This is a genomic window from Pseudomonas sp. 8209, assembly GCF_028682105.1.
Taxonomy (GTDB): Bacteria; Pseudomonadota; Gammaproteobacteria; order Pseudomonadales; family Pseudomonadaceae; genus Aquipseudomonas; species Aquipseudomonas palmensis.
On sequence record NZ_JANIAH010000010.1, the window covers coordinates 39,695 to 65,951 of the forward strand.

Consider the following 26,257-nt stretch of genomic DNA (forward strand, 5'->3'; position numbering starts at 1 on the left):
TCCTGTTCTGACTGCCTAGGGCGCACAGGCTCGCATGACCTGCTCGCGCAACCAATGGTGCGCCGCTTCCTTTTTGCGTCGCTCGTGCCACACCTGCTGAAAGGCGAACGCGCGAATCGCCAGCGGCGGCTCGAAACAGCGCAACCCACGCAGCGCCTTGATGTTCTGCACGCTGCGCCGCGCCACGGTCAGCACCAGGTCGGTACCCACCAGCACGTCGCTGGCCGCGGCCCAGTGCGGCAACGCCAGCACCACCCGGCGCTGCTGCCCCAGCGCCGCCAGGGCCTGGTCGATCTCGTTGTCGGCCCCGGGCCGCATCGCCACCAGCACATGGGGGCGCGCCAGCCAGGCGGGCAGTGTCAGCCCGCCACGGGCCGGCAGCGTGGCGCGGTCGGCCACACACACGAACCCCTCCTCGAACAGCGTGGCAGCCTGCAACGGCTCGGCCAGGGTGGGGAATACGCCCAGCGCCAGGTCCACCTCGCCATCGAGCAACTGGCCGAGCATCGCCTCGCGGCTGCCCTGGCTGACCACCAGGTCGATGCCCGGTGCGGTCTCGCGCAGGCAGCGCATCAGGCCCGGCAGCACCACCCGCGCGCCATAGTCCGACATCGCCAGGCGAAAGCTGCGCCGCGCCCGCGCCGGCTCGAAACCGGGGCTGCCCAGCAGCGCATCCAGTTGCTGCAGGGCATCCTGCAACGGCGCCGCCAGTTCCAGCGCACGCAACGTGGGCTGCAGGCGGCCCGCACGGCGCACCAGCAGCGGGTCCTGGAAGATCTCGCGCAACTGCGCCAGCGCATGGCTCACCGCCGGCTGGCTGCGGTGCAGGCGCAAGGCCGCGCGCGAGACGTGCTGCTCGGCCAGCAGCGCATGCAGGGTCAGCAGCAGGTTGAGGTCGATACGGCGCAGATCATCCATGTGGCGAATAGCCCCTGTGCACAATTCGAATTTCCATCAGTGAAACAGATAACCAAGACTGTACCAAGCCCTCCATAGCCAGAAGGAAACCACCATGAACCTCAACCTCGCTGTCGCCATACCGCTGCTTGTCGCCCTGCTGGCCGGTGCCGCCGTGCCGTTCCAGGCCGGCGCCAACGCCGCGCTCGGGCGCCTGCTCGGGCACCCGCTGTGGGCCACGCTGATCTCGCTGGCGGTGAGCGTGCTGATGGTGCTGCCGGCCCTGCTGCTGATGCGCGCACCGCTGCCGCAACTGGCCAACCTCGGCCAGGCGCCGTGGTGGGCGTGGTTGGGTGGCGTGGCCGGGGTGGCCTACATCACCGCGGCGCTGATCCTCACCCCGCGCCTGGGCGCGGCCGGCTTCATCGTATGCGTGATCGCCGGCCAGGTACTCTCGTCGCTGATCATCGACCAGTGGGGGCTGATGGGCCTGCCATCGCGCCCGGTCAACGGCCTGCGCATCGCCGGGGTGGCGCTGATCATCGTCGGCATGCTGGTGGTGCAATGGGGCACCCGCGCCAACCGTTGAGGGCTCACCAGGGGTGGGTGCGCTCGAACACGTAGCCGTGCTGGGGGAACGCATTGAACAGGATCACCCCCAGCACCACCAGCAACAGCAGCCAGTCGACAACGCGCAGACGCGGCACCTGGCGCACCTCGCGCCGGTCACGACAGTGCAGCGCCTGCCCCAGGGTCATCAGTACGAAGGCGCCGATCCACAGGTAGTACCCCACGCCCAGCGCGGTGAGTTGCACGAAATCGTAGGACTGCGGCGTGTTGTCCGGCACCGTGCTCACCACCAGGAACGACAGCCCCAGCAGCAGCGCCAGCACCGACAGGCCCAACCCCACCCGCGGCCACCAGCGATGGGCCAGCAGCGCCAGGCCGAAGACCGGGTTGGCAAACCAGCCATAGATCTGGAACGGGATGCCCCACAGCCCGTACACCAGCAACCATACCGAACTCATGTGGGCACCGTTGTCGGTGTAGTAGGCATTGAAATACAGGCAGGCCACGTACAGCACCAGGCTGAGCGTGAGGTAATGACGTTTCACAGGAGTGTCCGCAGGTCAGATGGAATTGGAGGGTATTGCCGGGGCCGGGGGCGTGACATTGGCGCCGCTGCCCACGCTGAACGAGAACGCCGCCGTGGCATAGATCGCCGCCACCAGCACCCAGGCCAGCCAGCCCTGGCCCGGCCCGCCCGGCGCCTGCCGGCGGTTGAGAAACTGGCCGGCCACGTATGCCGCCAACGCCAGCAACCACAGGTAGTAGGCGCCGAGCAGGTTGGCCTGGCCATTGGCCTTGCGCGGCACCAGCGCGCTGTCGCCCCAGCCGATCACTGGCAGCCACTGCGCCGCCAGCACCAGTGCCGCGACCGCCGCCAACAGCGACAGCAGCGGCCGGTTGCGCCGCAGCATCAGTGCCAGGCACAGCAGCGGGTTGGCCCACCAGGCGCTGCCACCCAGCCAGCCGAGGGTCAGCACATGCATGCCGCGCATGGTCACCTCGCTGACCGGCACGGCATCCAGAAACAGGCTGCCCAGGTACAGCACCAGGCTCAGTACCACGTAATGCCGCTTGAACAGTGCCAGCATCTAGTTGACCCCGAGTTCGCAGTCGTCGCAGGCCGCTGGTGGCTCGCCGAGGTTCATGTAGACCGGTCGCGCCGGCGCGACGGTGGCCTTGACGAACGACAGTGGAATGGTCAGCACGATACCCGCCACCAGCACCCAGTGCAGCCAGCCCAGCGCTGGCTGGGTAAGCCTGGGCTGGCGCCGGTAGCGGTGCTGGCCGATCACGAATGCCAGCATCGAGGCCAGCCACAGGTAGTAGCCGGTGCGCACGTCAGGCCCGCCGTGGGGCGCCGGCGGGATCGGCGACCAGTCGGTCCAGCCCAGCGCCAGGGCCGAGCCCGCCAGCAGCAGTGCGCACCAGCCCAGGCGGTAAGCGGTTTTGGGGTCTTTGCGGTGGGTTGCGAAGGCGCCCAGCAGCAGCGGGTTGGCGAACCACAGGCCGCCGGCCAGCCAGCCCATCGACAGCGCGTGCATGCCGCGCAGCACCGAATCGTGCCCCCAGGCGCAGGCCTCCGGGTACAGGCAGGCGAGGTACAGCAGCAGGCTCAGCAAGCGGAAATCGAAGCGCACCAGTAAGTCCATTCAGCCGGGTGGGAAGCGGGGCGCGACGATAGCCCATCGCCTGCCCCGCTGTCCAAGTCATTCAGGCCGATTCGAGCAGCAGCCCGTACAACGCCGAATCCGACACCTCGCCGGCGATGCACCAGCGCTCGCGCAGCAGCCCTTCACGCTCGAAGCCCATGCGTTCGAGGGTGCGCGCCGAGGCACCGTTGCGCGGGTCGATCTCGGCCTCGAGGCGGCGCATGTTCAGGCCGATGGCAAGGTACTCGACGAACAGCTCCAGCGCCTCGCCCATGTAGCCCTGGCCCTGGGCGCTGCTGGCCAGGCAGTAGCCGATTTCGCCGCGGCGCGACTCGGCGTCGATGTTGAAGAACTGGCACATGCCCAGCAGCAGGTCGCTGCCCTGGGGGTAGATACCCAGCTTGAGGCTGCGCCCGGCCAGGTAGGCGGCGCGGTCGGCCAGCAAGGCCACTTCGGCTTCGTCCAGGGTCTGCCACGGCCCGTGGTGCCAGTAACGCATCACCTCGGGGTCGGCCATGATCCCCAGCCACTGCTCGGCATCGCGGGCCTGCATGGGCCGCAGTTGCAGGCGCGGCCCGTTCAGGCACAGCGCGGTGTCGAAAGCTTCAGGCAAACTCATGAAATTACTCCTGGTGGGTGAACCTGCCACCACGCCACCACGCCCACCGTTACCAGCAGGACCGCGGCCTGGGCCAGGTTGAATTCGTAGAGCCGGTGCAGCGTCACCCACGGCTGGCGCCACACCGGGCCGCCTTCCTGTGGTGGCTGATACGGCAACAGGCCAAGCAGCCCGACAGCGAAGTAGCCCGTCAGCGCGACGATACCGGTCCACGGGTGGGTACCGGCCAGCATCGGGTAGATCGGCAGTGCCAGCAGCAGGCGCGGCACGCCATGGCGCAGCAGCAGACGCTCGCCATCGGGGTTGAACCGACGCGGGATCAGCCATTCGCTCAGGCGCAGGTCCAGCGCCAGCAGGTTCGGCGCGGTCCACAGCCAGAAACGCATGAACACCGCCGACAGTTGCACCGTCAGCAGCGAGCCCACCACGGCGGCAATCAGTACATTGGAGGGGTGCGCGAAGAAATCCGGCCCCGCCAGCCACAGCACGATCACCAGCACCATGCAGCTCATCACCCGCAGGTAGCTGCGCGGGTGCAGCGGGCGCGGCGCCAGCCTGCGCCAGAAGTACAGGTCGCGGTGCGGCACCTGGTCAAGCAGTTCGGGGTAGTGGTAGAGCAGGGTTTGCGTCAGGTGCTCACAGGCTTCCCAGTCGGCCTCGCTGAAGCCCTGGGCCAGCGCCACCTGCTGCTTGAACTCGAGGTTGCGCAGCAGCAGGTAGGCCGCATTGCCCTCGGGGTTGGTGTGCCAGTGCCACTGCTCGGCCAGGGCCTGCTGGCGGGCGAACCAGGTATCGCGACGGCAGCGCTCGTTCAGGCCCTGCCACAGGTGCGCGGGCCGGGGGCCACCGTCATCGTCGCTCCAGTTGAAGTAGCCGCACACGCGTTCGAACAGCGCGGTGCTGCTGCCGGGGTGATCGTGCAGCAGCTCCAGCAGCATGGCCTGGAACTGCTCGCGGCGGTCGAAGGGCTCCAGCCAGGCCTGCCCGCCCCAGTGCTGCAGGCTGGCGAAAAACGCCTGTTCGTCGCCCGCCTGCAAATAGTGCTGCAACTGCGCGTGGCAGGCTTGCCAGAGGCTGCCCAGCAGTTCGTCGCCCTGGTACGCGCCGATCGGCACCGCCTGCCAGGGGGTGAACCAGCCACGCCTCGGCACCGCCCAGTGCAGGATGGGCAGGCGCAGGGTTTCGTCATCCAGGCTGCGCTGCAGCAACTGCTGCTCGAAGGCCGCCTCGCACCCCAGTTCACCGGCCTGGCGCCACAGGTTGTCGAGCTGCGCAGGGTCCAGCCCTTCGAGCAGCGCGCGGGCCTGTTGCTCCCTGGCGGGTGTGGGTTCGACGTCGACGTGCACCGCCGCGGCCTGCGGGGCTGGCACATCGGCCGATTCCAGCGCTGGCGCTGCATCGTCCTCGTGTGCCCAGCGGCTGCGCGCCAGCGCCTGTTCATAGGCCTCGCGCAGGCGCTGGAAGGCCTCGGGGTCCTCGTCGGGGCGGTGCACCTTGAGCAGGCGCGCATACTGGCGCCTGATACTGCGTTCATCAGCGCCCGGGGCCAGGGCCAGCACGCTCCAGCAGTCTTCGATCACGTCACTCATTGCCGCTCCTTCAGCGCCAGCTATCCTGGCCCAGTTCATTCACGCGCTGTTCGAGCTCGTGGCGCACCTCGCGGATCTGGCGCTCGTCCTGGGTTTCCAGCACGCGCTGGAACTGCGCGGCCCAGGCCCCGATCAGCTCACGTACCTCGCCCAGGCTTTCCTGATACAGGCGCTCCAGGCGCGCCAGCAACAGGGTGTTGGGTTGCTGGTCACGCGGGTGGGTCTTGAGCTCGGCCAGCGCCGCCAGGCGTTCGCGTACCTCTTCGGGGCTGAGTACGCCGGGGTTGTTCTCGATCACCAGGGCATGCTGCTCGCCGGTCAGCGGGATGCTCACCTGGGCTTCGAGAATGCCGTTGATGTCGTAGGTGAAGCGCACGTCCAGGGCCACCTCGCCGGCCTTGCGCCGTGGCACCGGAATCTCCAGCACGCCCAGCAGCACGTTGTCGCGCACCAGGCGGCTCTCGCCCTGGAACACCTTGACCAGCACCTGCTCCTGCTGGTCGCCGACGGTGTACACCGTCTGCACCCGGCTCACCGGCACCACGCTGTTGCGCTCGATGATCGGCAGGTAGTGCCCGCTCTCGTGGCGGTCACCGACCTGGCGCACGGTTTCCATGCCCAGGGTGTAGGAGCACACGTCGGTCAGCACCACCTCTTCGAGCGCGGCATCCCGGGCCTTGAGCGCGGCCTGCACGGCGGCGCCGTGGGCCACCACTTCATCGGGGTTGAGGCTGATCGAAGGGAAGCGCCCGAACAGCCCGGCCGCCAGCTTGCGCACCAGCGGCATGCGCGTGGTACCGCCCACCAGCAGCACTTCGTCCAGGTCCGAGGCGCGGATGCGCGCATCGCGCAGGGCGCGTTCGATGGGGGTGCGCAGACGTGCCAGCAGCGGTGCGAACAGGTCGGCCAGGGCGTCCTGGGTGTACACGTGGCGCCATTCGCGGCCCTCCACGCGTACCACGAAGTCGGCCTGCTGGGCCTGACCCAGCTGCCGGCGTACACGCTCGGCCTCGCGGCGCAGTGGCTGCAGCAGCGTGGTCGCGCCGGGGAAGTCGTTGCCCTGCTGGGCCTGCACGAAATGCTCCAGCAGCAACTGGTCGAAGTCTTCACCGCCCAGGTAGTTGTCGCCGGCGCTGGCGCGCACCTCCATCACCCCTTCGAACAGCTCCAGAATCGACACGTCGAAGGTGCCGCCACCCAGGTCGAAGACCAGAAACGAGGTTTCCTTGTCGCGCTGGTGCAGGCCGTAGGCGAGTGCGGCGGCGGTGGGTTCGTTGATCAGTTTGTCGACGCGCAGCCCGGCCAGTTCGCCGGCCACGCGGGTGGCCTTGCGCTGGGCATCGCTGAAGTAGGCCGGCACGCTGATGACCGCCTCGGTGACCGGCTCGCCATAGGCACGCTCGACATCTTCCTTGAGGCTCTTGAGCACCAGTGCCGAGAGTTCTTCGGGGCGGTAGGCACGCCCACCCAGGGTGACCTGCTGGTTGCTGCCCATGTAGCGCTTGAACAATGCGGTGGTCAGGTGCGGATGGGTGTGCAGGCGCTCGCGCGCCGCCTGCCCGACCAGCACCCGGCCCTGGTCGTCGAGCCCCACCACGCTGGGGGTGAGCGTGTGGCCGAGTGCGTTGGCCACCAGTTCAGTGGCGCCATCGCGCCACACCGCCACCAGGCTGTGGGTCGTGCCCAGGTCGATACCGACGATCATCAGCGACTTCCCTCTCATCAAATCAGAGGGCGATGGTACTTGAGGTACCTGCGCTCAAGCCACCGCCTTCACGCGCCGTGATCGTCGTTCGCCGCCTAGAACCCCATGCTGAAACTCACCGTTACCGCATGGTCGCGGGTGTCGCTGGACAGCTGCCCCGAATAGCCCAGGCCCAGTTTGCCGGCCTGCCCGATCGACAGGTCCAGCCCCGCCTCGACCACCGCCGCATCGCGGGCGATCGGCACGCCCTGGGTGGTGAAGCCGGCGCCGCCCTCGATGAAGCGCAGGTCGGCATCGGGCTTGGTGTCGCCGTAGGCATGCCGCCAGCCCAGGCTGCCACGCGGGGTCAGGGTGCTGCCGTTGGCCAGCTTGAACGCCTTGCCCGCCCGCAGGCCCACGGTGGAGAAGGTGATGTCCTGGTCGGCACTGGCCTTGAGCCGCGCCGCGCCGCCCTTCTCGCGTGCAGTGTCGCTGTCGTAGTTGACGTAGGCCAGGCCCGCGAACGGTTCCAGCGCCACGCCGCCTGCCTCGATGGCGTAGCTCACCTCGCCGAACACCTGCGCGGTGCGCGCCTTGTACTTGGCCTTGAGGCGGTCGTCGTAGCTGCCGATGGCGACGTCACGCTTGCTCTCGATGTCGTGCCAGCTGTACGCCGCACCCACGCGGGCCGAGAAGGCATCGAGCTGGTAGCCCAGGTAGGTGGCCAGGTGGTAGCTGTCGATGCTCGCATCGGAACGGCGGCCGCTGGCATCCAGGTCGCTGCGGGTATAGCCGGCGGCCACGCCCACGCGCCAGTCGCTGTTCAGGCTGCGGTCCACCCCGAGCAGGAAGCCCTGCACGTTGCGGTCGATGCTGGCGCTGTTGCTGTTGCCGTCCATCTTGCCCCAGGTGCCCAGTGCCTGCGCCCAGCCCACGGCCTCGTCGTGGCAACCGTCGCTGGTGAGCTGGTTGGCGTTCGGTGCCAGGGCCCGACGCGGATCCTCCTCGCGCATGCAGCCTGGCTGGCGCAGGCGGTCGTTGACCGCTTCGCGCACGTAGCGCGAGTCTTCGATCAGCGCACTGGCGGTACTGGCATGGATCTCGCCCGACAGGCTGTCCAGCGCCGCCTGAACGCCACCACGGTTCTGCGCCATGACCGCGCCCAGTACCGCCGCCGGTGCCCCGCTGCTGCCCAGTGCGCCGGCCACGGCCTGCTGGTTGGGGGTCGAAGCCACATCGCCGAGGCTGGTGCCGTTGCGGCTGATGGTGACGCCGACCTGGTTGCTGCCGTAGTTGAGGGTGGTGTCGTAGAACGGCGTATCCGGCAACTGCACGGTGGTGAAGGTGCCGTTCACCCCGCCGCCGGCAGTCACCACGGTGTACTGCGCGTTGCCCGAGACCGGTGCCGAGTTCAGCACCACCAGGCTGCCGCCCAGGTTGGCCGTGCCGCCCACGGTCAGGCCGCTGCTGGCGGGGTTGCCGACCACCACCTGCAGGGTGCCGCCCGGGGCGTTGGTGAAGTTGCCGCCGACCTTGAGCCCACTGGCCGGGTCAGGCTGCACCACACCGTTGTTGACCAGCGAGCCCACGCTGCCGTTGCCGCTCAGTGCGGCACCGGCCCCCACCGTGACCTTGGCCCCGAGCACCGTGCCCGGGTTGGCCGCATTGCCCACCAGCAGCAGGCCCTGGTTGACCGCCAGGTTGCCGCTGAACGGCTGGTTGCCGGTCAGCAGCAGGCTGCCGCTACCCTGCTTGACGGTGTTGCCGGTGCCGCTGAGTACACCGTTGAAGCGGCCGTCGGTGTCCTGCTGGAACACCAGGCTGGCGTTGTCGACGATGTTGCCCTGCAGGCTGGTGGTGTTGCCCACCAGCGTACCGCCGCTGACCCTGGTGCCGCCGGTGTAGGTGTTGGCGCCGCTCAGGATCAGCGTGCCTGCGTCGAGTTTTTCGATACCGCCCGCGCCCACCAGCGGCGCCGAGATCTGCGTGCTGTCGCCGGTGTTCACGCGCACGGCGGCCAGGTCGCCATTGGCTGCATTGACCGGTGTCAGGCTGCCGCCGCTGCCGGCCACCAGCTGGTAGCCGCCGGTGAGGAACTGCAGGCCGGTGAAGGACTGGTTGCCGGCCACGGTGACGGTCCCCGCCTGACCACCGAACACGCCGAACTGCGCATCCCAGGATTCGCTCAGGTTGCCGTTGACGTCGGTCCAGTTGGTGCCGTTGCCCCAGGTACCGCTGCCGCCACCGATGGTGCCGTCGGCATTGGTCTTGCCGCCGTTCCAGAACTGCAGTGCGCCACCGGCGCCCTGCACCACCAGGTTGATCTGCTGGGCGATGGCCGTCTGCAGGGTCAGTTGGCCTGGCAAGGTGCCGCCTGGCAGCAGGCCGAACAGCAGGCCGTTGTCGGTCAGGTTGCCACCGTAGCTGAACAGCTGGTAAACGCCGCTGCCGAAGCCACCGGCGTTGCTGATGTTGAGCGTGCCATCAAGGGTGAGGTCGCCCGCCACCTTGACCACGGTGGTCGAGGCCGATGCCTGCCCGAGCGCCAGGTCGACATTGCTGCCGGCATCCAGGTTGAGCGCACCGACCTTGAGTGGCGTGGCGCCGCTGCCCGCCGCCAGGGTCGCACCGCTGGCCAGGTTGACCGTGCCGGCGTAGTTGCCACTGCCGCCCAGGGTCGCCCCGTTGTTGACCTGCACCGTGGCACTGGCCAGGCTGCCGTTGACCAGCAGGCTGCCGGCGTTGACCGTGGTGGCGCCGGTGAAGCCGCTGTTGCCGGTCATCAGCAGTTGCCCGCTGCCGTTCTTGATCAACGTGCCGCTGCCGGTGAGGTTGCCGGTGTAGGTACCGTTGCTGGCCTGTTCGAAGGTCAGCGCAGCGTTGTTGAGGATCGCGCCCTGCAGGCTGCTGGTATTGCCCTGCACGCTGCCGGCGTTGAAGGTGCTGCCGCCGCTGTAGGTGTTGGCACCGTTCAGCAGCAGTGCGCCATTGCCGTTTTTCACCAGGCTGCCGTTGCCGCTGATCACCCCGTTCAGGGTCAGGTCGTGGCTGCCGCCCAGGGTCAGTTGCGAGGCCAGGCTGACGGCGTTGCCCAGTTGCAGGTCAAGCGTGCCGTCCAGCTGCGCAGTGCCACCCACCGTAAGCGCGCCGCTGCCCAGTGCAGCGTTGTCGCCCAGGGTCAGGCTGCCGGCATTGAGGCGCGTACCGCCCTGGTAGGTGTTGGCGCCGGCCAGGGTCAGGTCGGCCGTACCGTTCTTCACCAGGCTGCCGCTGCCGCTGACGAGGTTGGTGAGATCAAGGTCATTGCTGCCCGCGATGGTCAGCGCACCGCCGAGCGTCACGGCGTTGCCCAGGGTCACGGCCTGGTTGGCATCCAGCGTGGTGCCGTCGGCAGCCGTCAGCGCACCGCTGCCCAGGGCGGTGTTGCTGCCCACCACCAACGTGCCGCCGTTGAGCTGGGTGCCGCCGGTATAGCCGTTGTTGCCGTTGAGCACCAGGGTGCCGCCTTCGAGCTTGGCCAGGGTGCCGCTGCCGTTGATGTCCACGTTCAGTGTGGCGCTCACGCCGTTGCCGATACGCACGTTGCCGGTGCCCTGGGCACCGTTGGTGAGGTTCAGCGCGTCACCGCTCAGCACGTAGCCATTGTCGAGGAACTGCAGGCCGTTGACGGTCTGCACACCATCGACGGTCACCGCGCCACCCGTGCCCTGGAACACAGCGAAGGTGCCGTTCCAGGCCTGGTTGAGCGCTCCGTTGGCATCGGTCCAGTTGGTGCCGCCAACGCTCCAGACACCGGCGCCGCCGTCGACCGATCCATTGCCGACAGTCTGGCTGCCGTCCCAGAACAGCACGTTGTTGTTGCTGCCGCCCACCACCAGGTTGACCTGGTTGTTGACGGCGGTCTGCACATCCAGATCGCCCGCGATGACCCCATTGGGCACGCTGCCGATGGCCAGGCCGTTGTTGGTCAGCGCGCCGCTGTAGTCGATCAGGCGATACACGCCCGCACCGAAACCGCCCAGGTCGGTGACATTGAGCTTGCCGTCCAGGGTCAGGTTGCCGCCCACGTTGATCAGCGCCGGGGTACCCACCACAGGAGCGCCCAGGGCCGCATCCAGGTTGGCGTCCGCGCCCAGTACCAGCGAGCCGACGCTCAGGGTATCGCCGCTGCGCAGCGACAGGTGCCCGCCGTCGGCGACGGTCAGCGCGCCGCCGAGGCTGCCGGTGCCGCCCAGGGTGCTGCCGCTGTTCACCGTGACCGTGCTGCTGGCCAGGCTGCCATTGACGATGAGGCTGCCGCCGCTGACGGTGGTGGCCCCGCTCAGGGTATTGCCACCGCCCAGGGTCAGCGTGCCGGTGCCGGTCTTGACCAGCGTACCGGTGCCGCTGAGCACCCCGCCGAACGTGCCCTCGCCCACTTGCAGGCCGGTACCGGCGCCCACGTTCACGGTGCCGCTGCCGCTGAGCTCGCCCAGGTTGGTGGTGCCGCCCAGGTTGAGGCTGGCGCCGTTGCCCAGGTTGAGCTCGGCCGGGTTGCCGAGTGCACCGCTGCCCACCGTGCTGAGGCTGCCGGAGAGAATGTTGAGGATGCCGCTGAAGCTGTTGTTGCCGCTGAGGGTGAGGTTGGCCGCACCGTTCTTGTTCAGGGTGCCCGCACCGCTGAGCACGCCGGCCAGGGTCAGGTTGTTGGTGCCCGCCACGTTGAGCGTGCCGCCCACATCCACCGCGTTGGCCAGGGTCATGGCGCTGGTGGTGGTCAGGGTGGAGGTGCCGCTGACACTCAGGGCACCGCTGCCCAGCGCCGAGCCGTTGCCCAGCGTCAGGTTGCCGGCACCCAGCTGGGTGCCGCCGCTGTAGGTGTTCACCCCGGTGAGGGTCAGGCCGCCGCTGCCGGTGTGGTTCAGGCTGCCCGTGCCACTGATGACACCGCCCAGGGTGAGGTTGTTGCTGCCCGGCAGGGTCAGGCCGGCGTTGAGCACGATGGCATTGGCCAGTGACAGCGCACTGCCATTGACCAGGCTGGAGGCGCCACTGACGGTGAGCGCGCCACTGCCCAGCGCCCCGGCGTTGCCGACATTCAGGGTGCCGCTCTGCAGTACGGTACCGCCCGTGAAACCGTTGGCACCATTGAGCGTGAGGCTGCCGCTGCCCTGCTTGGTGAGGCTGCCGGCGCCGTTGACCAGGCCATTGAGGGTCAGGTCGTTGCTGCCGAGCAGCGTCAGGTTGCCGCTAAGGTTGAAGGTGTTGGCCAGCGACAGTGCGCTGCTGCTGTCCAGTTGCGTGCCCGAGGCCGCGTTGAGGGCGCCGACGCCCAGTGCGGTGTCACTGCCCAGTACCAGCGTGCCGGCATTCAGGGCGGTAGGGCCGGTGTAGCTGTTGTCGCCGTTGAGCGTCAGGCTGGCGCCGCCCGCCTTGAGCAGGCCGCCGTTGCCGCTGATGTCACCGTCCAGCGTGAGTGCGTTGCTGCCGGCAATGCTCAGTTGGCCGAGCAGGCCAATGGTGTTGGCCAGGCTCACCGCCTTGTTGCTGTCCAGGGTGGTGCCATTGGCCGCAGTCAGCGTGCCACTGCCCAGCGCGCCGTCATTGCCGACCACCAGGGTGCCGCCATTGAGCTGCGTGCCGCCGGTGTAGCCGTTGGCGCCGTTGAGCACCAGCGTGCCGCTGTCGAGCTTGGCCAGGGTCGCGCTGCCATTGACCGGCAGGCCCAGGGTGGCAGTCACGTTCGGGTCGACACGTACCGCAAAGCTGCCACTGTTGCCGTTGACGGCGTTGAGCACGCCGCCGCTGCCGGCGACCAGCTGGTAGCCGTCGGTGATGAACTGCAGGGCATTGACGGCCTGGCCACCTTCGACCGTGACCACGCCGCCCGCGGCGCCCTGGAACACCGCGAACTGCCCCTGCCAGACGTCGTTGACGGTGCCGTTGAGGTCGGTCCAGTTGGTGGTGGTGGTGTTCCAGGTGCCGCTGCCGCCCTGCACCACGCCATCGGGGACAGTGCCCGCCCCATCCCAGAACTGCACGATCAGGTTGGGCGAGTTGACCAGCACGTTGACCTGGCCGGCAATCGCGGTTTGCAGTTGCAGCTCGCCGGGCGTGACGCTGCCCGGCAGGCTGCCCAGCACCAACCCGTTGTTGGTCAGCGAGCCGTAATCGAACAGGCGATAGATACCATTGCCGAAGCCGCCGTCATCGGTGATGTTGAGCGTGCCACCCAGGGTCAGGTTGCCGGCAACATTGAACAACGAGGTACCGCCGGTGACGGGCGAGCCGAGTGCGACGTCGATGCTGGCGTTGGGCGCCAGCGCCAGCGAGCCGAAGCTGAGCTGGGTGCCGCTGGTGCCGGCCAGGTGGCCGCCGTTGACGATGCTGGTCAGCCCGCCCACGCTGCCGCTGCCGGTCAGGGTCGCGCCGGAATTGACCGTCAGGTTCCCCCCGTTCAGGGCGCCCGACACGTTCAAGGTACCGCCGCTGACCTGGCTGGCGCCGCCCAGGTTGCTGATGCCGGCAAGTTCCAGCACGCCGGTGCCGACCTTGTTCAAGCCGCCGCTGCCGACCAGGGCACCGGCGAAGACGCTGTCCAGGTTGGTACTGCCCAGGCTCAGCGTGCTGCCCAGGCCGATATTGGTGGTGCCGCTGCCGGTGAGTGCACCGATGCTGGTGTTGCCGTTCAGGTTCAGGTCGGTGCCGCTGCCCAGGTTGACACTGGCGACATTGCCCAGGGCGTTGCTATTCAAGGTGGTCAGCATGCCCTGGGTGATATCGAGTGTGCCGCTGAAGGTGTTGTTGCCGAACACCACCAGTTCCTGGGCGCCGCTCTTGATCAGGTTGCCCGAGCCACTGATAACCCCACCCAAGGTCAGGTTGGCGGCCGTGTCCAGGGTCAGGTCGCCATTGACCGCGATGGCATTCAGCAGCGTGACAGCCTGGGTATTGCCCAGGGTGCTGGTGCCCGTCGCGCTCAGTGCGCCGCTGCCCAGCGCAGCGCCATTGGTGACGGTCAGGGTGCCGCCGCCCAGGCTGGTACCACCGGAGTAGGTGTTGGTGCCGCTCAGGGTCAGGTTGCCGCTACCGGTCTTGATCAGTTGGCCGTTGCCGCTGATCACGCCGCCCAGGCCGAAGTCGTTGCTGCCGTTGACGGTGAGGTTGGCATTGAGGCCGATGCCGTTGTTCACCACCACGGCGCTGTTGCCGCTGCTCAGGCTCGAGTTGCCGGTGACCGACAGCACCCCGGTGCCCAGCGCATTGTTGTTGCCCAGCACCAGGGTGCCGGCGGTGAGGATGGTCTCGCCGCTGTAGGTGTTGCTGCCGTTGAGGGTGAGGGTCGCAGCGCCGTTCTTGGTCAGGTCGCCGGGGCCGTCGATCACGCCGTTCAGGGTCAGGTCGTTGCTGCCGCCGACGTTCAGGTTGCCGACGATGTTCAGCGCATTGCCCAGCGTCACCGCCGTGCTGGCATCGAGGATGGTGTTGTTGCTGGTGCGCAGGGTACCGACGCCCAGTGCGCTGTCGCTGCCCACGATCAAGCGGCCGGCGCCCAGCAGGGTGTCGCCGCTGTAGGTGTTGGCGCCGCTCAGGGTCAGGTCGCTGGCGCCGGTCTTGACCAGGCCGCCCGCGCCGCTGATCGCGCCCGTCAGGGCCAGGTTCTGCGCGCCGAGCAGGGTCAGGTTGCCGGTCAGTACAAGGGCATTGTCCAGGGTCAGCGCGGTGCTGGTGTCCAGCGTGGTGGCGCCGGCGGCGGTCAGGGTGCCACTGCCCAGCGCCGTGGCCGAGGTCAGCAGCAAGCCGCCGGCATTGAGCGCTGTACCGCCCTGGTAGGTATTGTTGCCGCCCAGGGTCAGCACCCCGGTGCCGGTCTTGATCAGGCCGCCCGCACCGCTGATGTCGCCGCCCAGGGTCAGGCCGGCGCTGTTGGCGACGGTCAGGTCGGCATTCAGGCCGATGGTGTTGCCCAGGTTCAGCGCGGTGTTGCTGGCCAGGGTGGAGGCGCCGCCGACCGTCAGCGCGCCGCTGCCCAGTGCGGTGGCGTTGCCTACGGTGAGGGTGCCGGCATTCAGGGTGGTGCCGCCGCTGTAGGTGTTGGCAGCGGTGAGGGCGAGGTTGCCGCCACCGGTCTTGATCAGCCCGCCAGTGCCGCTGACCACGCCCGTCAGGCCCAGGTCGGTGTTGCCGGCGACCGTCAGGTTGGCGCCCAGGTTGACCGCGTTGGCGAGGTTCACCGCAGCGCTGCTGGCCAGGGTGGACGCCCCGCCCACGCTGAGGCCGCCGTTGCCCAGCGCCAGCGCATTGCCCACGGTGAGGGTGCCGGCGTTCAGGGTGGTGCCGCCCTGCCAGGCGTTGGCACCGGTCAGGGTCAGGTTGCCCGCGCCATTCTTGGTGAGGCTGCCGGCACCGTTGACCTGGCCGCCCAGGGTGATGTCGTGGGTGCCGCCAACGGTCAGGTTGCCGGCCAGCGATACGGCGTTGAGCACGGTGACATCCAGGCTGCTGTCCAGCGTGGTGCCGCCTGCTGCCACCAGGTTACCCAGGCCCAGCGCCTGGTCACTGCCCAGGACCAGGCGGCCGCCATTGAGCAAGGTGTTGCCCAGGTGGGTGTTGCTGCCCGACAGGGTAAGCGTCGCGCCACCATCCTTGCTCAGCCCGCCGCTGCCGGTGAGGTTGCCGGCAAGGGTCAGGTCGTTGCTGCCGACCACCGTCAGGCCGCCGAGCAGGCCGATGGCATTGCCCAGGGTCACGGCGCTGCTGGCGTCCAGTGACGTGCCGGCCTGTGCAGTGAGCGTGCTGGTGCCCAGTGCGGTGTTGCTGCCGACGATCAGGGTGCCGCCGGCGAGGCTGGTGCTGCCCTGATAGGTGTTGTTGCCATTGAGGGTCAGGCTGGCCGAACCGTTCTTGACCAGCCCGCTGCTGCCGCCGATCACGCCATTGAGCACCAGGTTGCTGGTGCCCGGCAGGGTCAGGTCGGCGCCCAGGTTGATCGCGTTGGCCAGGCTCAGCGGGGTGCTGGTCGCCAGGCTGGACGCGCCGGTGACGTTCAGCGCACCACTGCCCAGTGCCGCACCATTGCCCAGGGTGAGGGTGCCGCCGCCGACGCTGGTGCCGCCCTGGTAGGTGTTGGCACCATTGAGGGTCAGGTTGCCCGTGCCGGTCTTGTTCAGGGCACCGCTGCCGCTGACGATGCCGTTGAGGGTCATGGCGTTGAGGCCGTCGAGGGTCAGGTTGGCGCCCAGGTCGATGGCGTTGGCCAGGTTGGTCGTGGTAGTGCCTGCCAGGCTGCTGGCAGCGGTCACGTGCAGCGCGCCTGTGCCCAGGGCCAGGTCATTGCCCAGCAGCAGCCGGCCAGCGGCCAGGGTGGTGCCGCCGGTGTAGCTGTTGGCGCCGCCCAGGGTGAGCGTGGCAGCGCCGTTCTTGGTCAGGTTGCCGGCGCCGTTGATGCTGCCGTTCAGGGCCAGATCGTTGCTGCCGGCCACCGTCAGGCCGCCGAGCAGGTTGACGCTGTTGCCCAGGGCGATGCTGGCGTTGCTGTCCAGCGTGGTGCCGTTGGCGGCAGTCAGCGCACCGCTGCCCAGCGCCAGGTTGTTGCCCACCACCAGGGTGCCGCCATTGAGGGCGGTGCCGCCGCTGTAGCTGTTGCTGGCGTTTAGCACCAGCGTGCCGCTGTCGACCTTGCTCAGCAGGCCGCTGCCGCCCAGGGCGACACCAACCGTGGCGGTCACACCCGGATCGACACGCACCGTAGTGGCGCCATTGCTGCCATTGACCAGGTTCAGCTGGCCGGTCACGCCATTGAGCAGGCGGTAGCCATCGGTGACGAACTGCAGGCCGGTGATCGACTGCGCGCCATTGACCAGCACGTCGCCTGCGGCGCCCTGGAATACCGCGAAGTTGCTGCTCCAGTCACGGTTGCCGGTGCCGTTGACCGTGGTCCAGTTGGTACTCAGGGCATCCCAGGTGCCGTTGCCGCCCTGGATCACGCCGTTGCCGACCAGGCCGGTGCCGTCCCAGAACAACACGCTGCCATTGGCGCCACCGACCAGCAGGTTGACCTGGCTGCCGATCGAGGTCTGTACCTGCAGGTCGCCCAGCTGCACGCTGCCGGGAATGCTGCCGATCACCAGGCCGTTGTCGGTGAGCTGGCCGGTGTAGTTGATCAGGCTGTAGATACCGGTGCCAAAGCCGCCGATGTCGCTGACATTGAGGGTGCCGTCCAGGGTCAGGTTGCCGTTGACCTTGATCAGCGCATTGCCGCCGGTAGCCGGCGAACCAAGGCCCACGTCCAGGTTGGAGTTGGCGTTGAGCACCAGCGAGCCCAGGGTCAGGCTGCTGCCGCTGTTGGCCGCCAGGTGGCCGCCATCGGCGATGGTCACCGCGCCCAGCACGCTGCCGGTGCCGGTACTGGTGAGGGTGGCGCCGGTATTGACCTGCACCAGGTTGCTGCCCAGCGAACCGGTGACGTTCAGGGTGCCGCCATTGACCTGGGTGGTGCCAGTGAGCAGGCCGTTGTTGCCGGCCAGTTCCAGGCTGCCGCCGCCGACCTTGATCAGGCCACCGGCCCCGGCCAGGCCGCCGGTGAACACGCTGCTGGCATCCCCCGCGCCCACGCTCAGGTTGGTACCGGCCCCCAGGTTCACGCTGCCGCTGCCGGTGAGGCTGGCAAGGCTGCTGCTGTTGCCCAGGTTGAGGCTGGCGCCCAGCCCCACGTTCACCGCCGAGGCATTGCCCAGCGCGCCGGCACCGACCGTGGTCAGGCTGCCGTTGAGCACGTTGACCGCGCCGCTGAAAGTGTTGTTGCCGCTCAGGGTCAGGTCGGCCAGGCCATTCTTGATCAGGCCACCGGTGCCGCTGATCACCCCGCCCAGGCTCAGGTCGTTGTTGCCCGCCAGGCTCAGGTCGGCATTGAGTATCAGGTTGTTGCCCAGTGCGAAGCTGGCGCTGTTGTCCAGGCTGGCGTTGCCGGCCACGGTCAACGCGCCGGTGCCCAGGGCATTGGCATTGCCCAGGGTCAGGCCGCCGGCATTGAGCACGGTGCCGCCCTGGAAGGTGTTGACGCCATTGAGGGTCAGGTTGCTCGCCCCGTTCTTGACCAGCCCGGCGGCGCCGCTGATCACGCCGCCCAGGGTCAGGTCGTTGCTGCCGGCCAGGGTCAGGTTGGCACCCAGGTTGATCGCGTTGGCCAAGGCGAAGCTGGCGCTATTGTCGAGGCTGGCCGCACCGGTCACGTTCAGTGCGCCATTGCCCAGCGCCGAGGCATTGCCCAGCACCAGCGCGCCGGCATTGAGCAAGGTCCCGCCGGTGAAGGTGTTGAGGCCATTGAGGGTCAGGGTGGCGGCACCATTCTTGATCAATTGACCGGCCCCGGCGATCACACCGCCCAGGGTCAGGTCATTGCTGCCGACAACGCTCAGGTTGGCGTTCAGGTTCACCTGGTTGGCCAGGTTGAGCGCCACGCTGTTGTCGAGCGTGGCAGCGCCGCCCACGTTCAGTGCGCCGCTGCCCAGTGCCTGGTTGTTGCCCAGGCTGAGGCCGCCGCCATTGAGGTTGGTACCGCCTTGATAGGTATTGGCCGCGTTCAGGCCGAGGGTGGCCGTGCCCGTCTTGGTCAGGCTGCCGGTGCCGCCCACCACGCCGTTGAGCGTCAGGTTCGCGGCCCCGCCGATGCCCAGGTTGCCGGCCAGGTTGACCAGGTTGGCCAGGCTGACCGCCGTGCTGGCCTCCAGTTGGGTGTTGCCGGCTGCGTTCAGCACGCCGGTGCCCAGCGCGGTGTTGCTGCCGACGATCAATTTGCCGGCGTTCAGGTTGGTGGCGCCGCTGAAGGTGTTGGCGCCGCTCAGGGTCAGGTCGGCACCGCCGGCCTTGGTCAGGCCGCCTGCGCCGCTGATCACGCCGCCGAGGTTGAGGGTGTTGCTGCCCAGCAGGTTGAGGTTGCCGGCCAGGGTCACGGCATTGCCCACCGTCAGGGCTTTGGTGGCGTCCAGCGAGGTGTTGCCGGCAGCAGCCAGCGTACCGGTGCCCAGTGCGGTGCTGTTGCCCAGGATCAGCGTGCCGGCATTGAGCGCCACGCCGCCACCGAAGGTATTGGCAGCGCCCAGCGTCAGGTTGGCCGCGCCGTTCTTGCTCAGGCCCGAGGCGCCGCTGATGACGCCGTTCAGGGTCAGGTTGCTGGTGCCCGGCAGGGTCAGCACGCCATTGAGAACCACGGCATTGGCCAGTACCAGCGGTGAACTGTTGGCAAGGCTCGCCGCGCCGCCGACAGTCAGGGCGCCGGTGCCCAGCGCTGCGGCACTGGCCAGGGTCAGGGTACCGGCGTTCAGGGTGGTACCGCCGATGAAGGTGTTGTTGCCGCTGAGGGTCAGGTTGGTGGTGCCGTTCTTGATCAGGCTGCCATTGCCGCTGATCAGGCCTTGCAAGGCCAGGTCGTTGCTACCGTCGAGGGTCAGCGCGCCGTTGAGCGTGAGGGCGTTGCCCAGGGTCACGCCCGGGGCGGCGTCAAGGCGGGTACCGTCCGCCGCGATCAGTGCGCCCTGCCCCAGCGCCGTGCTGCTGCCGAGCACCAGCTTGCCGGCGTTGAGCCGGGTGTTGCCCACGTAGGTGTTGTTGCCGGCAAGGGTCAGGTCGGCTGCGCCGTTCTTGATCACGCCGCCCGCGCCACTGATCGGGCCGCCCAGGCCAAGATTGGCCGTGCCGCCGACGGTCAGGTCGGCGCCAAGGTTGACCGCGTTGGCCAGGCTGAGTGCCACGCTCGCATCCAGGCTGGCGGTGCCCGTGGTGTTCAGGGCGCCGCTGCCCAGGGCGTTGGCCGCGCCCACCATCAGGCCGCCGGCATTGAGCGTCACACCGCCCTGGAAGCTGTTGTTGCCGTTGAGCGTGAGCAGCGCGGCGCCGTTCTTGACCAGCCCGCCGCTGCCCGACACCACGCCGCCGAGCGTCAGGGCATTGCTGCCGGCCAGGGTCAGGTTGCCGCCCAGGCTGATGGCATTGGCCAGGGCAACCGAGCTGGTGCTGTCCAGCGTGGTGCCATCGGCCACGGCCAGCGTGCCGGTACCCAGCGCCGCATTGTTGCCGACGATCAGCTTGCCGGCCTGCAACTGCACCCCGCCGCCGAAGGTATTGGCCGCGCCCAGGGTGAGGTCGGCCGCACCGCTCTTGATCAGCCCGCCGGTACCGCTGACCACGCCCCCCAGGGTGGTCGCGCTGGTGCCCAGCAGGCTCAGCGTGTTGGCGCCGAGCACCACGGCGTTGTTGAGGTTGACTGCGCTGCTGGCGTCCAGGCTGGCATTGGCGCCCAGGGTCAGCGCGCCGGTACCCAGCGCCGCACCGTTGCCAACGGTCAGGCTGCCGCCGCTGAGCAGCAGGCCGCCGGTGAAGGTGTTGGTGCCCGTGAGGTTGAGGTTGGTGGTGCCGTTCTTGACCAGGCTGCCGTTGCCGCCGATGACGCCGCCGAGGGTCAGGTTGTTGCTGCCGGTGAGGGTCAGCGCACCGCCCAGGCTGATGGCGTTGGCCAGGGTCAGCGCACTGCTGGTGTCCAGGCTGGTGCCGGCGGCCGCAGTCAATGCACCGCCCCCCAGCGCGGCGGCATTGCCGAGGATCAGCTTGCCGGCGCCCAGCGTGGTACCGCCGCTATAGGTGTTGCTGGCGGCCAGGGTCAGGTCGCCGCTGCCGGTCTTGTTCAGCGAACCGGTGCCGCTGACCACACCGCCCAGGGTCAGCGCATTGCTGCCGGGCAGGCTCAGCGCTGCCGACAGCTGCACGGCGTTGCTCAGCACCAGCGGTACCGAGCCCTGCAGGCTGCCGGCCCCGGTAACGCTCAGGCTGCCGGTGCCCAGGGCCGCGGCGTTGGCGAGCGACAGTACGCCAGCATTGAGGAAGGTGCCGCCGGTATAGGTATTGGCCCCGCTCAGGCCCAGGGTGCCGGCGCCTGTCTTGGTCAAGGCGCCGCTACCGCTGACGATGCCGGTGAGGGTCAGGTTGTTGTCGCCGATGATGCCGAGCCCGCCGGCACCGAGGGTGACGGCGTTGGCCAGCGACAGGTTGGCCGCGCCCGCACCCAGCGCGCCACCGTTGGCCGCGATGGTGCCGGTGCCGAAGGTCGAGGCGTCGTCGAACACCAGCGAGCCGCCGTTGAGGCTGGTGCTGGTGACCCCGAGCAACGCGCCGGAGAGTGTCCAGGTGCCGCTCTGCACGAGCAGGTTGTTGAAGTTGATGTAGTTGCTGGCCGAAAGCGTGCCCGTGCCGCCGGTACCGGTGCCCCCGCCGATGGCGTTCTGCAGGGCAAGGGTGTTGCTGCCGCCGGCACCGCCGTCGACCTTGCCGCTAGGCGCATACAGCAGGTTGATGCCGGCGATGCCCAGGTCGACGCCTACACCTCCCCCGCTACTGACACTGGAACCTGTGATTGCGTTGAAGCGGTTGGTGGAGTTCGCCCCCATCGACACGCCGCCACTGATCGCGCCACTGTTGGTGAAGGTATTGCCGGTGGCAGTGCCCGATGCCTGGAACGCCAAGCGACCGATGATGGTGCCGGTGTTGGTCATGTTCACGCTGCCGCCGCCATACACCGCCACCACCGGGGCGTCTGGGGCCAGCACGCTGACGCCGACAATGTTCGATGAACCGATGGTGCCGTCGTTGACCAGCGTGGTAACGCCACCGTTGCCGTTCTGCACGCTCAGGGCCAGGCCGTTGAGGTTGAGCAGGCTGGCACTGAGCACACCGGTGGTGCCCTTGATCACGCCACCGCTGAAGTTGGTGATGCTGACCGTGCTGGCCGCCGCGTTGCCGACCTTGATCCCGGAGCTGAGCCCGCTCAGGATCCCGAGGAATGCGGGGTCGATGGTGCCCGAGTTGTTCAGGGTGACGTTGTTGCCGGTCAGGTTGACTGCCGTGCCGAGCAACGGCGCGTTGATCTGCGAGCCATTGCTCAGGTTAAGGGTCAGGTTGTTGGCGGAGGAACTGACGTTGCCGTTCAACCCCGGGGTGCAGGTGACCGTCGCGCCCGCACCGGGGACCAGTGGGGTACAGGCGGCGCTGGCCGTTGCACTGAACAGGCCGAAAGCGATTCCCGCGGTGGCCAGGCTCACGGCCAGCGACAAGGGGCGAATACGGGTGGGGGCAAGCTTGACGGCACGTCTGTCCACGGGCGACTCCTTCGTGGATCAGGCAGTTCGTTCCTTGAATGCGTGCGACGGGTACGCCGTGGAAACTACACACACTAACGTCGAAATGCCTGACCTTGGCGACTACGATTCCAGTGCTGGAATATGTAGCCGCTTTCCCGGAGCCCTTGCGCAAAGGCGTTACGTCAAATGGTGTTAATACTTTGGCAATGGGTCCCGTGAATACAGGGCCTCGTCAAACTTACAGCGTCAGCCAACCGACGAACGGTCAGGCCACCTCCGGGTCTTCGGCGGGCCAGAACGGCTCGTTGGCTTCCAGAGGGGGCAGGCCGTGGGCGGCCCGCGCCGCGTTGCAGTCGTCGTTGGGCTGGCCATTGACCCAGGCGGCATCGAACTCGCGGCAGGGGCTGGAGCGCTGGGCATAGAGCGAACAGCTGACGCTCTTGCCGATCTCGCCTTCAAGCCCTATGCAGCGACACGGCTTGGCGTCGGTGCCGATCATCGCCACCCGGGTCGGGTTGATCTGCACCACCAGTTCATCAGGCACGACACCCCCGGCCGAGGTGCATTCACCCCAGAAAAAGGACACACGGAAATACGCGCAGCAGGCACCGCAAGTCAAACAAGGATTGTTTTCGGACATGATTTGGGAGGGGGGGAGAAGTATCGTTGGAGGGAGAAACCCGACGATCATTCTATGCTTCGGCGTGGCGTTGAAAAGGGGGGCAGTGAAAGAAATATGGGCGGCCGACGGAAGGCGGTGTCGCGCCCTTCGCCGGCAAGGCCGGCTCCTACGGGAGCAGGCCTTGCCGGCGAGGTGCATCACGACGTGCGTGAAGCTCTGGCCGCCTTCGGCGCCTCGATGCCATCGGCACGGAACATCTGGCGGATGCCGCGCACCGCCTGGCGAATGCGGTCCTGGTTCTCGATCAGGGCAAAGCGCACATGGTCATCGCCATAGTCGCCAAAGCCGATGCCCGGCGACACGCATACCTTGGCTTCGGCCAGCAGCTTCTTGGCGAACTCCAGCGAACCCAGGTGCGCGTACTGCTCGGGGATCTTGGCCCACACGTACATCGAGGCCTTGGGGTTCTCGACCATCCAGCCGGTCTCGTGCAGCCCCTTGACCAGCACGTTGCGCCGCTGGCGGTACTGCTCGGCGATGTCGCGCACGCACTGCTGGTCGCCTTCGAGCGCCGCGATCGCCGCCACCTGCAACGGGGTGAAGGTGCCGTAGTCGTGGTAGCTCTTGATTCGCGCCAGGGCGTTGACCAGCTCCGGGTTGCCGACCATGAAGCCGATCCGCCAGCCGGCCATGTTGTAGCTCTTGGACAGCGTGAAGAACTCCACGGCGATGTCCTTGGCACCCGGCACCTGCATGATCGACGGGGCCTTCCAGCCGTCGTAGACAATGTCGGCATAGGCCAGGTCGTGGATCACCAGCACGTCGTACTGCTTGGCCAGTGCCACCACCCGCTCGAAGAAGTCCAGCTCCACGCACTGCGCGGTGGGGTTGGAGGGGAACCCCAGGATCATCATCTTGGGCTTGGGGATCGACTCGCGGATCGCCCGCTCCAGCTCGTTGAAGAAGTCCACGCCGGGCACCAGCGGCACCGAACGCACCTGGGCCCCGGCGATCACCGCGCCGTAGATGTGGATCGGGTAGCTGGGGTTGGGCACCAGCACGGTATCGCCGTGGTCCAGGGTGGCCAGCATCAGGTGGGCCAGGCCCTCCTTGGAGCCGATGGTGACAATGGCTTCGGACTCGGGGTCGATCTCGACGTCGTAGCGGTCCTTGTACCAGTGCGAGATGGCCCGGCGCAGGCGCGGGATACCGCGCGAGGTGGAGTAACCGTGGGTGTCTTCGCGCTGGGCGACCTGTACCAGCTTCTCGACGATGTGCGGCGGCGTGGCCCCGTCGGGGTTGCCCATGCTCAGGTCGATGATGTCTTCGCCACGACGGCGCGCGGCCATCTTGAGTTCGGCGGTGATGTTGAATACGTAGGGGGGGAGACGATCTATGCGCGCAAAGCGGCGCGGCGAACCTTGGTCAGCCATGGTTACCTCGAGGACGTAAGCGCCCGGAACCGTCCGAGCGACGTTGGCCACTGCGGTGGCCGAGGCAGAAGATAGTGCCTGCAGGCAATGCCTGTAAAGTGGATTCGATCGCGGGCCGCGCAGCGCGGCCGCGACCGATGCCGCGGTGTCAGCACAGACGCTCGAACGACAGCGAGCGCCAGCTCCCCACATCCAGGCCCTCCTCCGGCGCCATGTGGGCCCCGCGCACGAAGCTGAAAGCCTTGCGCATATCGCCCTGGTGGACCAGCCGATGCTCCCCTTCGGACTCGCTCAGCAGCGTGTAGGAGTGCTTGCGCATGGCCCTGTAGCGGGCATCGTCGCGGTCCATGGCATCCAGGTAGTCGGCCACCTGCCCTTCGCTCAGCTCAAGGCGTTTTTGCAGCGTCACGCCCCAGCGGGTCAGGCAGGTTTCGGCAAAATGGCGCACGATCAGGCCCGGGTCGGGCAGCTCGTTGCCGGCACTGGCGCCATCGGCCGAGGCATTGCCCACCAGCGTGGCGTGGCGTCCTGGCAGCGGAAAGATGTGGACACGGGTATCGGGGTAGGTGGACGGGATGACGCAGGCGAAGCCCTTGGAGCGCTCGTCGCGAGAAAAGAAACCCACGTACTCCTTCACGTTGGTGCGCAGGTGCAGGCGGTGTGGCTGCAGGTTGTTGATCCCGGGCACGGGGTCGATGGCAAAGATGTTCACCGGCACGTGGGCCAGTTGCGGGTCGTCGGCCATGGCGTTGGCGAGCATGTGGGCACTGATGCCGCCGCGGCTCCAGCCCACGATATTGACCTGATCGGGAATCAGGCCGTCCTTGCGGTGCATGCGGATGATGCCTTCCTGGAGTTGCTGCGGGGTCACGCCGCGGTCGCCATAGTCGTACTGGCGCCAGAACCAGGAACCCTCCTTCTTCACGTCCTCGATCGGCACGCCGGCTGACTTCAGGCGGTTGTAGTCCTGCTCGGTGAGTTTTTCGCGCTGCCAGGTGCAGGAGCCCTTGATGACCTGCAGGGCGTGGGCCACGTTCTGCTCCCAGCCGGCGCCGAACAGGGTGCCGGTGAGGCCGTATTCCTTGTTTTCGATGAACAGGTCATCGGCCTGCAGGTTGCCGCTGCCCGGGCCGTCGATGGCGATCCAGTTGGCGAACTCGCGGCTCTGGTCGTTGGAAGCAAGGGTGGCGACCAGTTCGCCGTTCCAGAAATTGGGGTTCTGGTCATCGAAACGGTGCGATCCGGTGCCGCAGAAGTAAACGGTCAGAATGCTCATGGCGGTGTGCTCCTTGGGGTGGGGAGCCGTCACGCTAGCAATGCCGGGGGTTGCGTGTTCAGCGGGGAGTGGTGCCCGGGTGGGAGGGATTGCCGGCCGTTGGCACGCACCGATCCAGAGGCCTTGCTCCGGCTCCCGCTCTTGTTCTTGCTCTTGCTCTTGCTCTTGCTCTTGCTTTTGCTTTTGATCTTCTGGCCCTTCAGGAGGCCGAGTGGAGCGCCTGCGTAGTGGGGTGTAGGGCCATGGATGGCCCGGAAAGTGCCGACGGGCAGGGACGCCCGTGCGGCGCGGCCCCCGGAGCAGGTGCGGAGCGAGGGGACCCGGAGCGAAGCGTAGGGCCGTATGCAGGGCCCAGCCTTTTTGGTTACTTTTGGGGCGTTTGCCAAAAGTGACCCGCTGTAAGAGCGGAAGGGGCCGCTCGCAGCGCTATCCATGTCGGATAATCACACCGACATGAAATTCGACAATCATGTGCTTATCCAGCATGGATATCGACATTTAGGGCCCCTTCCGCTCTTACAGCGGCTTACTTTTTTCTTGGAAAAAGTAAGCAAAACCGCTCCGTCCAGCATCCGGCCCTACGCTTCGCTACGGGTCCCCTCATTCCACCCACGCTCCGTGGGGCCGCGCCGCACGGGCGTCCCTGCCCGTCGGCACTTTCCGGGCCATCCATGGCCCTACACCCCACTACACGCGGGCTCCATTCGGCCTCCTGAAGGACGGAAAGATCAAAAGCAAAAGCAAGAGCAAGAGCAAGAGCAAGAGCAAGAACAAGAGCGGGAGCGGGAGCGAAGCCGTTTCTGAAGGGCAA

Annotated in this window: 12 protein-coding genes; 1 reads left to right on the top strand and 11 read right to left on the bottom strand. The window is 67.7% G+C overall.

From position 1 onward, the window contains the following. Window positions 1-15: 15 nt before the first annotated feature. Window positions 16-918 (bottom strand): LysR family transcriptional regulator, encoded by a 903-nt coding sequence (locus NP552_RS21135; RefSeq protein ID WP_100633007.1) that lies wholly within the window; start codon window positions 916-918, stop codon window positions 16-18. Window positions 919-1,012: 94 nt separating this feature from the next. On the opposite strand from NP552_RS21135, the gene NP552_RS21140 reads away from it, so the two are divergent. Continuing rightward, complete coding sequence (locus NP552_RS21140) at window positions 1,013-1,486, top strand: DMT family transporter (RefSeq protein WP_054916300.1); 474 nt, start codon at window positions 1,013-1,015, stop codon at window positions 1,484-1,486. 4 nt (window positions 1,487-1,490) lie between these two features. Here the strand turns inward: NP552_RS21140 and NP552_RS21145 are convergent, their stop codons facing one another. The 10 genes from NP552_RS21145 to NP552_RS21190 form a co-directional block, all read right to left on the bottom strand. Then, window positions 1,491-2,012 carry a hypothetical protein gene (locus NP552_RS21145; RefSeq protein ID WP_043864417.1) on the bottom strand — a complete coding sequence of 174 codons (522 nt, stop codon included), beginning with the start codon at window positions 2,010-2,012 and terminating at the stop codon, window positions 1,491-1,493. A 15-nt stretch (window positions 2,013-2,027) separates the two neighbouring features. Then, the gene (locus tag NP552_RS21150) at window positions 2,028-2,555 is read right to left on the bottom strand and encodes a hypothetical protein (RefSeq protein ID WP_054916298.1); all 528 of its coding nucleotides are present in this window, start codon (window positions 2,553-2,555) and stop codon (window positions 2,028-2,030) included. Next, window positions 2,556-3,104 (bottom strand): hypothetical protein, encoded by a 549-nt coding sequence (locus NP552_RS21155; protein ID WP_054916297.1) that lies wholly within the window; start codon window positions 3,102-3,104, stop codon window positions 2,556-2,558. A gap of 73 nt (window positions 3,105-3,177) precedes the next feature. Further along, window positions 3,178-3,735, bottom strand: coding sequence for a GNAT family N-acetyltransferase (locus NP552_RS21160; protein WP_043864414.1), 558 nt, complete (start codon window positions 3,733-3,735; stop codon window positions 3,178-3,180). Next, window positions 3,732-5,324, bottom strand: a complete 1,593-nt coding sequence (locus tag NP552_RS21165; protein ID WP_274097124.1) for a J domain-containing protein — start codon at window positions 5,322-5,324, stop codon at window positions 3,732-3,734. Before NP552_RS21165 ends, NP552_RS21160 begins: the two co-directional genes overlap by 4 nt. 10 nt (window positions 5,325-5,334) lie before the next feature. Beyond that, window positions 5,335-7,029 (bottom strand): molecular chaperone HscC, encoded by a 1,695-nt coding sequence (locus tag NP552_RS21170; RefSeq protein WP_043864413.1) that lies wholly within the window; start codon window positions 7,027-7,029, stop codon window positions 5,335-5,337. Window positions 7,030-7,124: 95 nt separating this feature from the next. Then, entirely contained in the window at window positions 7,125-22,133 is a 15,009-nt protein-coding gene (locus NP552_RS21175) for an autotransporter-associated beta strand repeat-containing protein (RefSeq protein WP_274097125.1), read from the bottom strand. A 247-nt stretch (window positions 22,134-22,380) separates the two neighbouring features. Then, window positions 22,381-22,755: a YkgJ family cysteine cluster protein gene (locus NP552_RS21180; protein ID WP_043864412.1), complete on the bottom strand. Its 375-nt coding sequence runs from the start codon at window positions 22,753-22,755 to the stop codon at window positions 22,381-22,383. A 179-nt stretch (window positions 22,756-22,934) separates the two neighbouring features. Further along, a complete protein-coding gene (gene alaC, locus NP552_RS21185) occupies window positions 22,935-24,170 on the bottom strand; it encodes an alanine transaminase (protein WP_043864411.1) in 1,236 nt (411 codons plus the stop codon). 148 nt (window positions 24,171-24,318) lie between these two features. Next, complete coding sequence (locus tag NP552_RS21190) at window positions 24,319-25,446, bottom strand: hypothetical protein (protein WP_058541385.1); 1,128 nt, start codon at window positions 25,444-25,446, stop codon at window positions 24,319-24,321. Between the last annotated feature and the right edge of the window lie 811 nt (window positions 25,447-26,257).

What these genes read in the sequence shown, in the direction of transcription:
- NP552_RS21160 (WP_043864414.1), bottom strand. Translation starts at nt 3,735, where the DNA reads ATGAGTTTGCCTGAAGCTTTCGACACCGCGCTGTGCCTGAACGGGCCG.
- alaC (WP_043864411.1), bottom strand. Translation starts at nt 24,170, where the DNA reads ATGGCTGACCAAGGTTCGCCGCGCCGCTTTGCGCGCATAGATCGTCTC.
- NP552_RS21165 (WP_274097124.1), bottom strand. Translation starts at nt 5,324, where the DNA reads ATGAGTGACGTGATCGAAGACTGCTGGAGCGTGCTGGCCCTGGCCCCG.
- NP552_RS21140 (WP_054916300.1), top strand. Translation starts at nt 1,013, where the DNA reads ATGAACCTCAACCTCGCTGTCGCCATACCGCTGCTTGTCGCCCTGCTG.
- NP552_RS21170 (WP_043864413.1), bottom strand. Translation starts at nt 7,029, where the DNA reads ATGATCGTCGGTATCGACCTGGGCACGACCCACAGCCTGGTGGCGGTG.
- NP552_RS21180 (WP_043864412.1), bottom strand. Translation starts at nt 22,755, where the DNA reads ATGTCCGAAAACAATCCTTGTTTGACTTGCGGTGCCTGCTGCGCGTAT.
- NP552_RS21190 (WP_058541385.1), bottom strand. Translation starts at nt 25,446, where the DNA reads ATGAGCATTCTGACCGTTTACTTCTGCGGCACCGGATCGCACCGTTTC.
- NP552_RS21135 (WP_100633007.1), bottom strand. Translation starts at nt 918, where the DNA reads ATGGATGATCTGCGCCGTATCGACCTCAACCTGCTGCTGACCCTGCAT.
- NP552_RS21150 (WP_054916298.1), bottom strand. Translation starts at nt 2,555, where the DNA reads ATGCTGGCACTGTTCAAGCGGCATTACGTGGTACTGAGCCTGGTGCTG.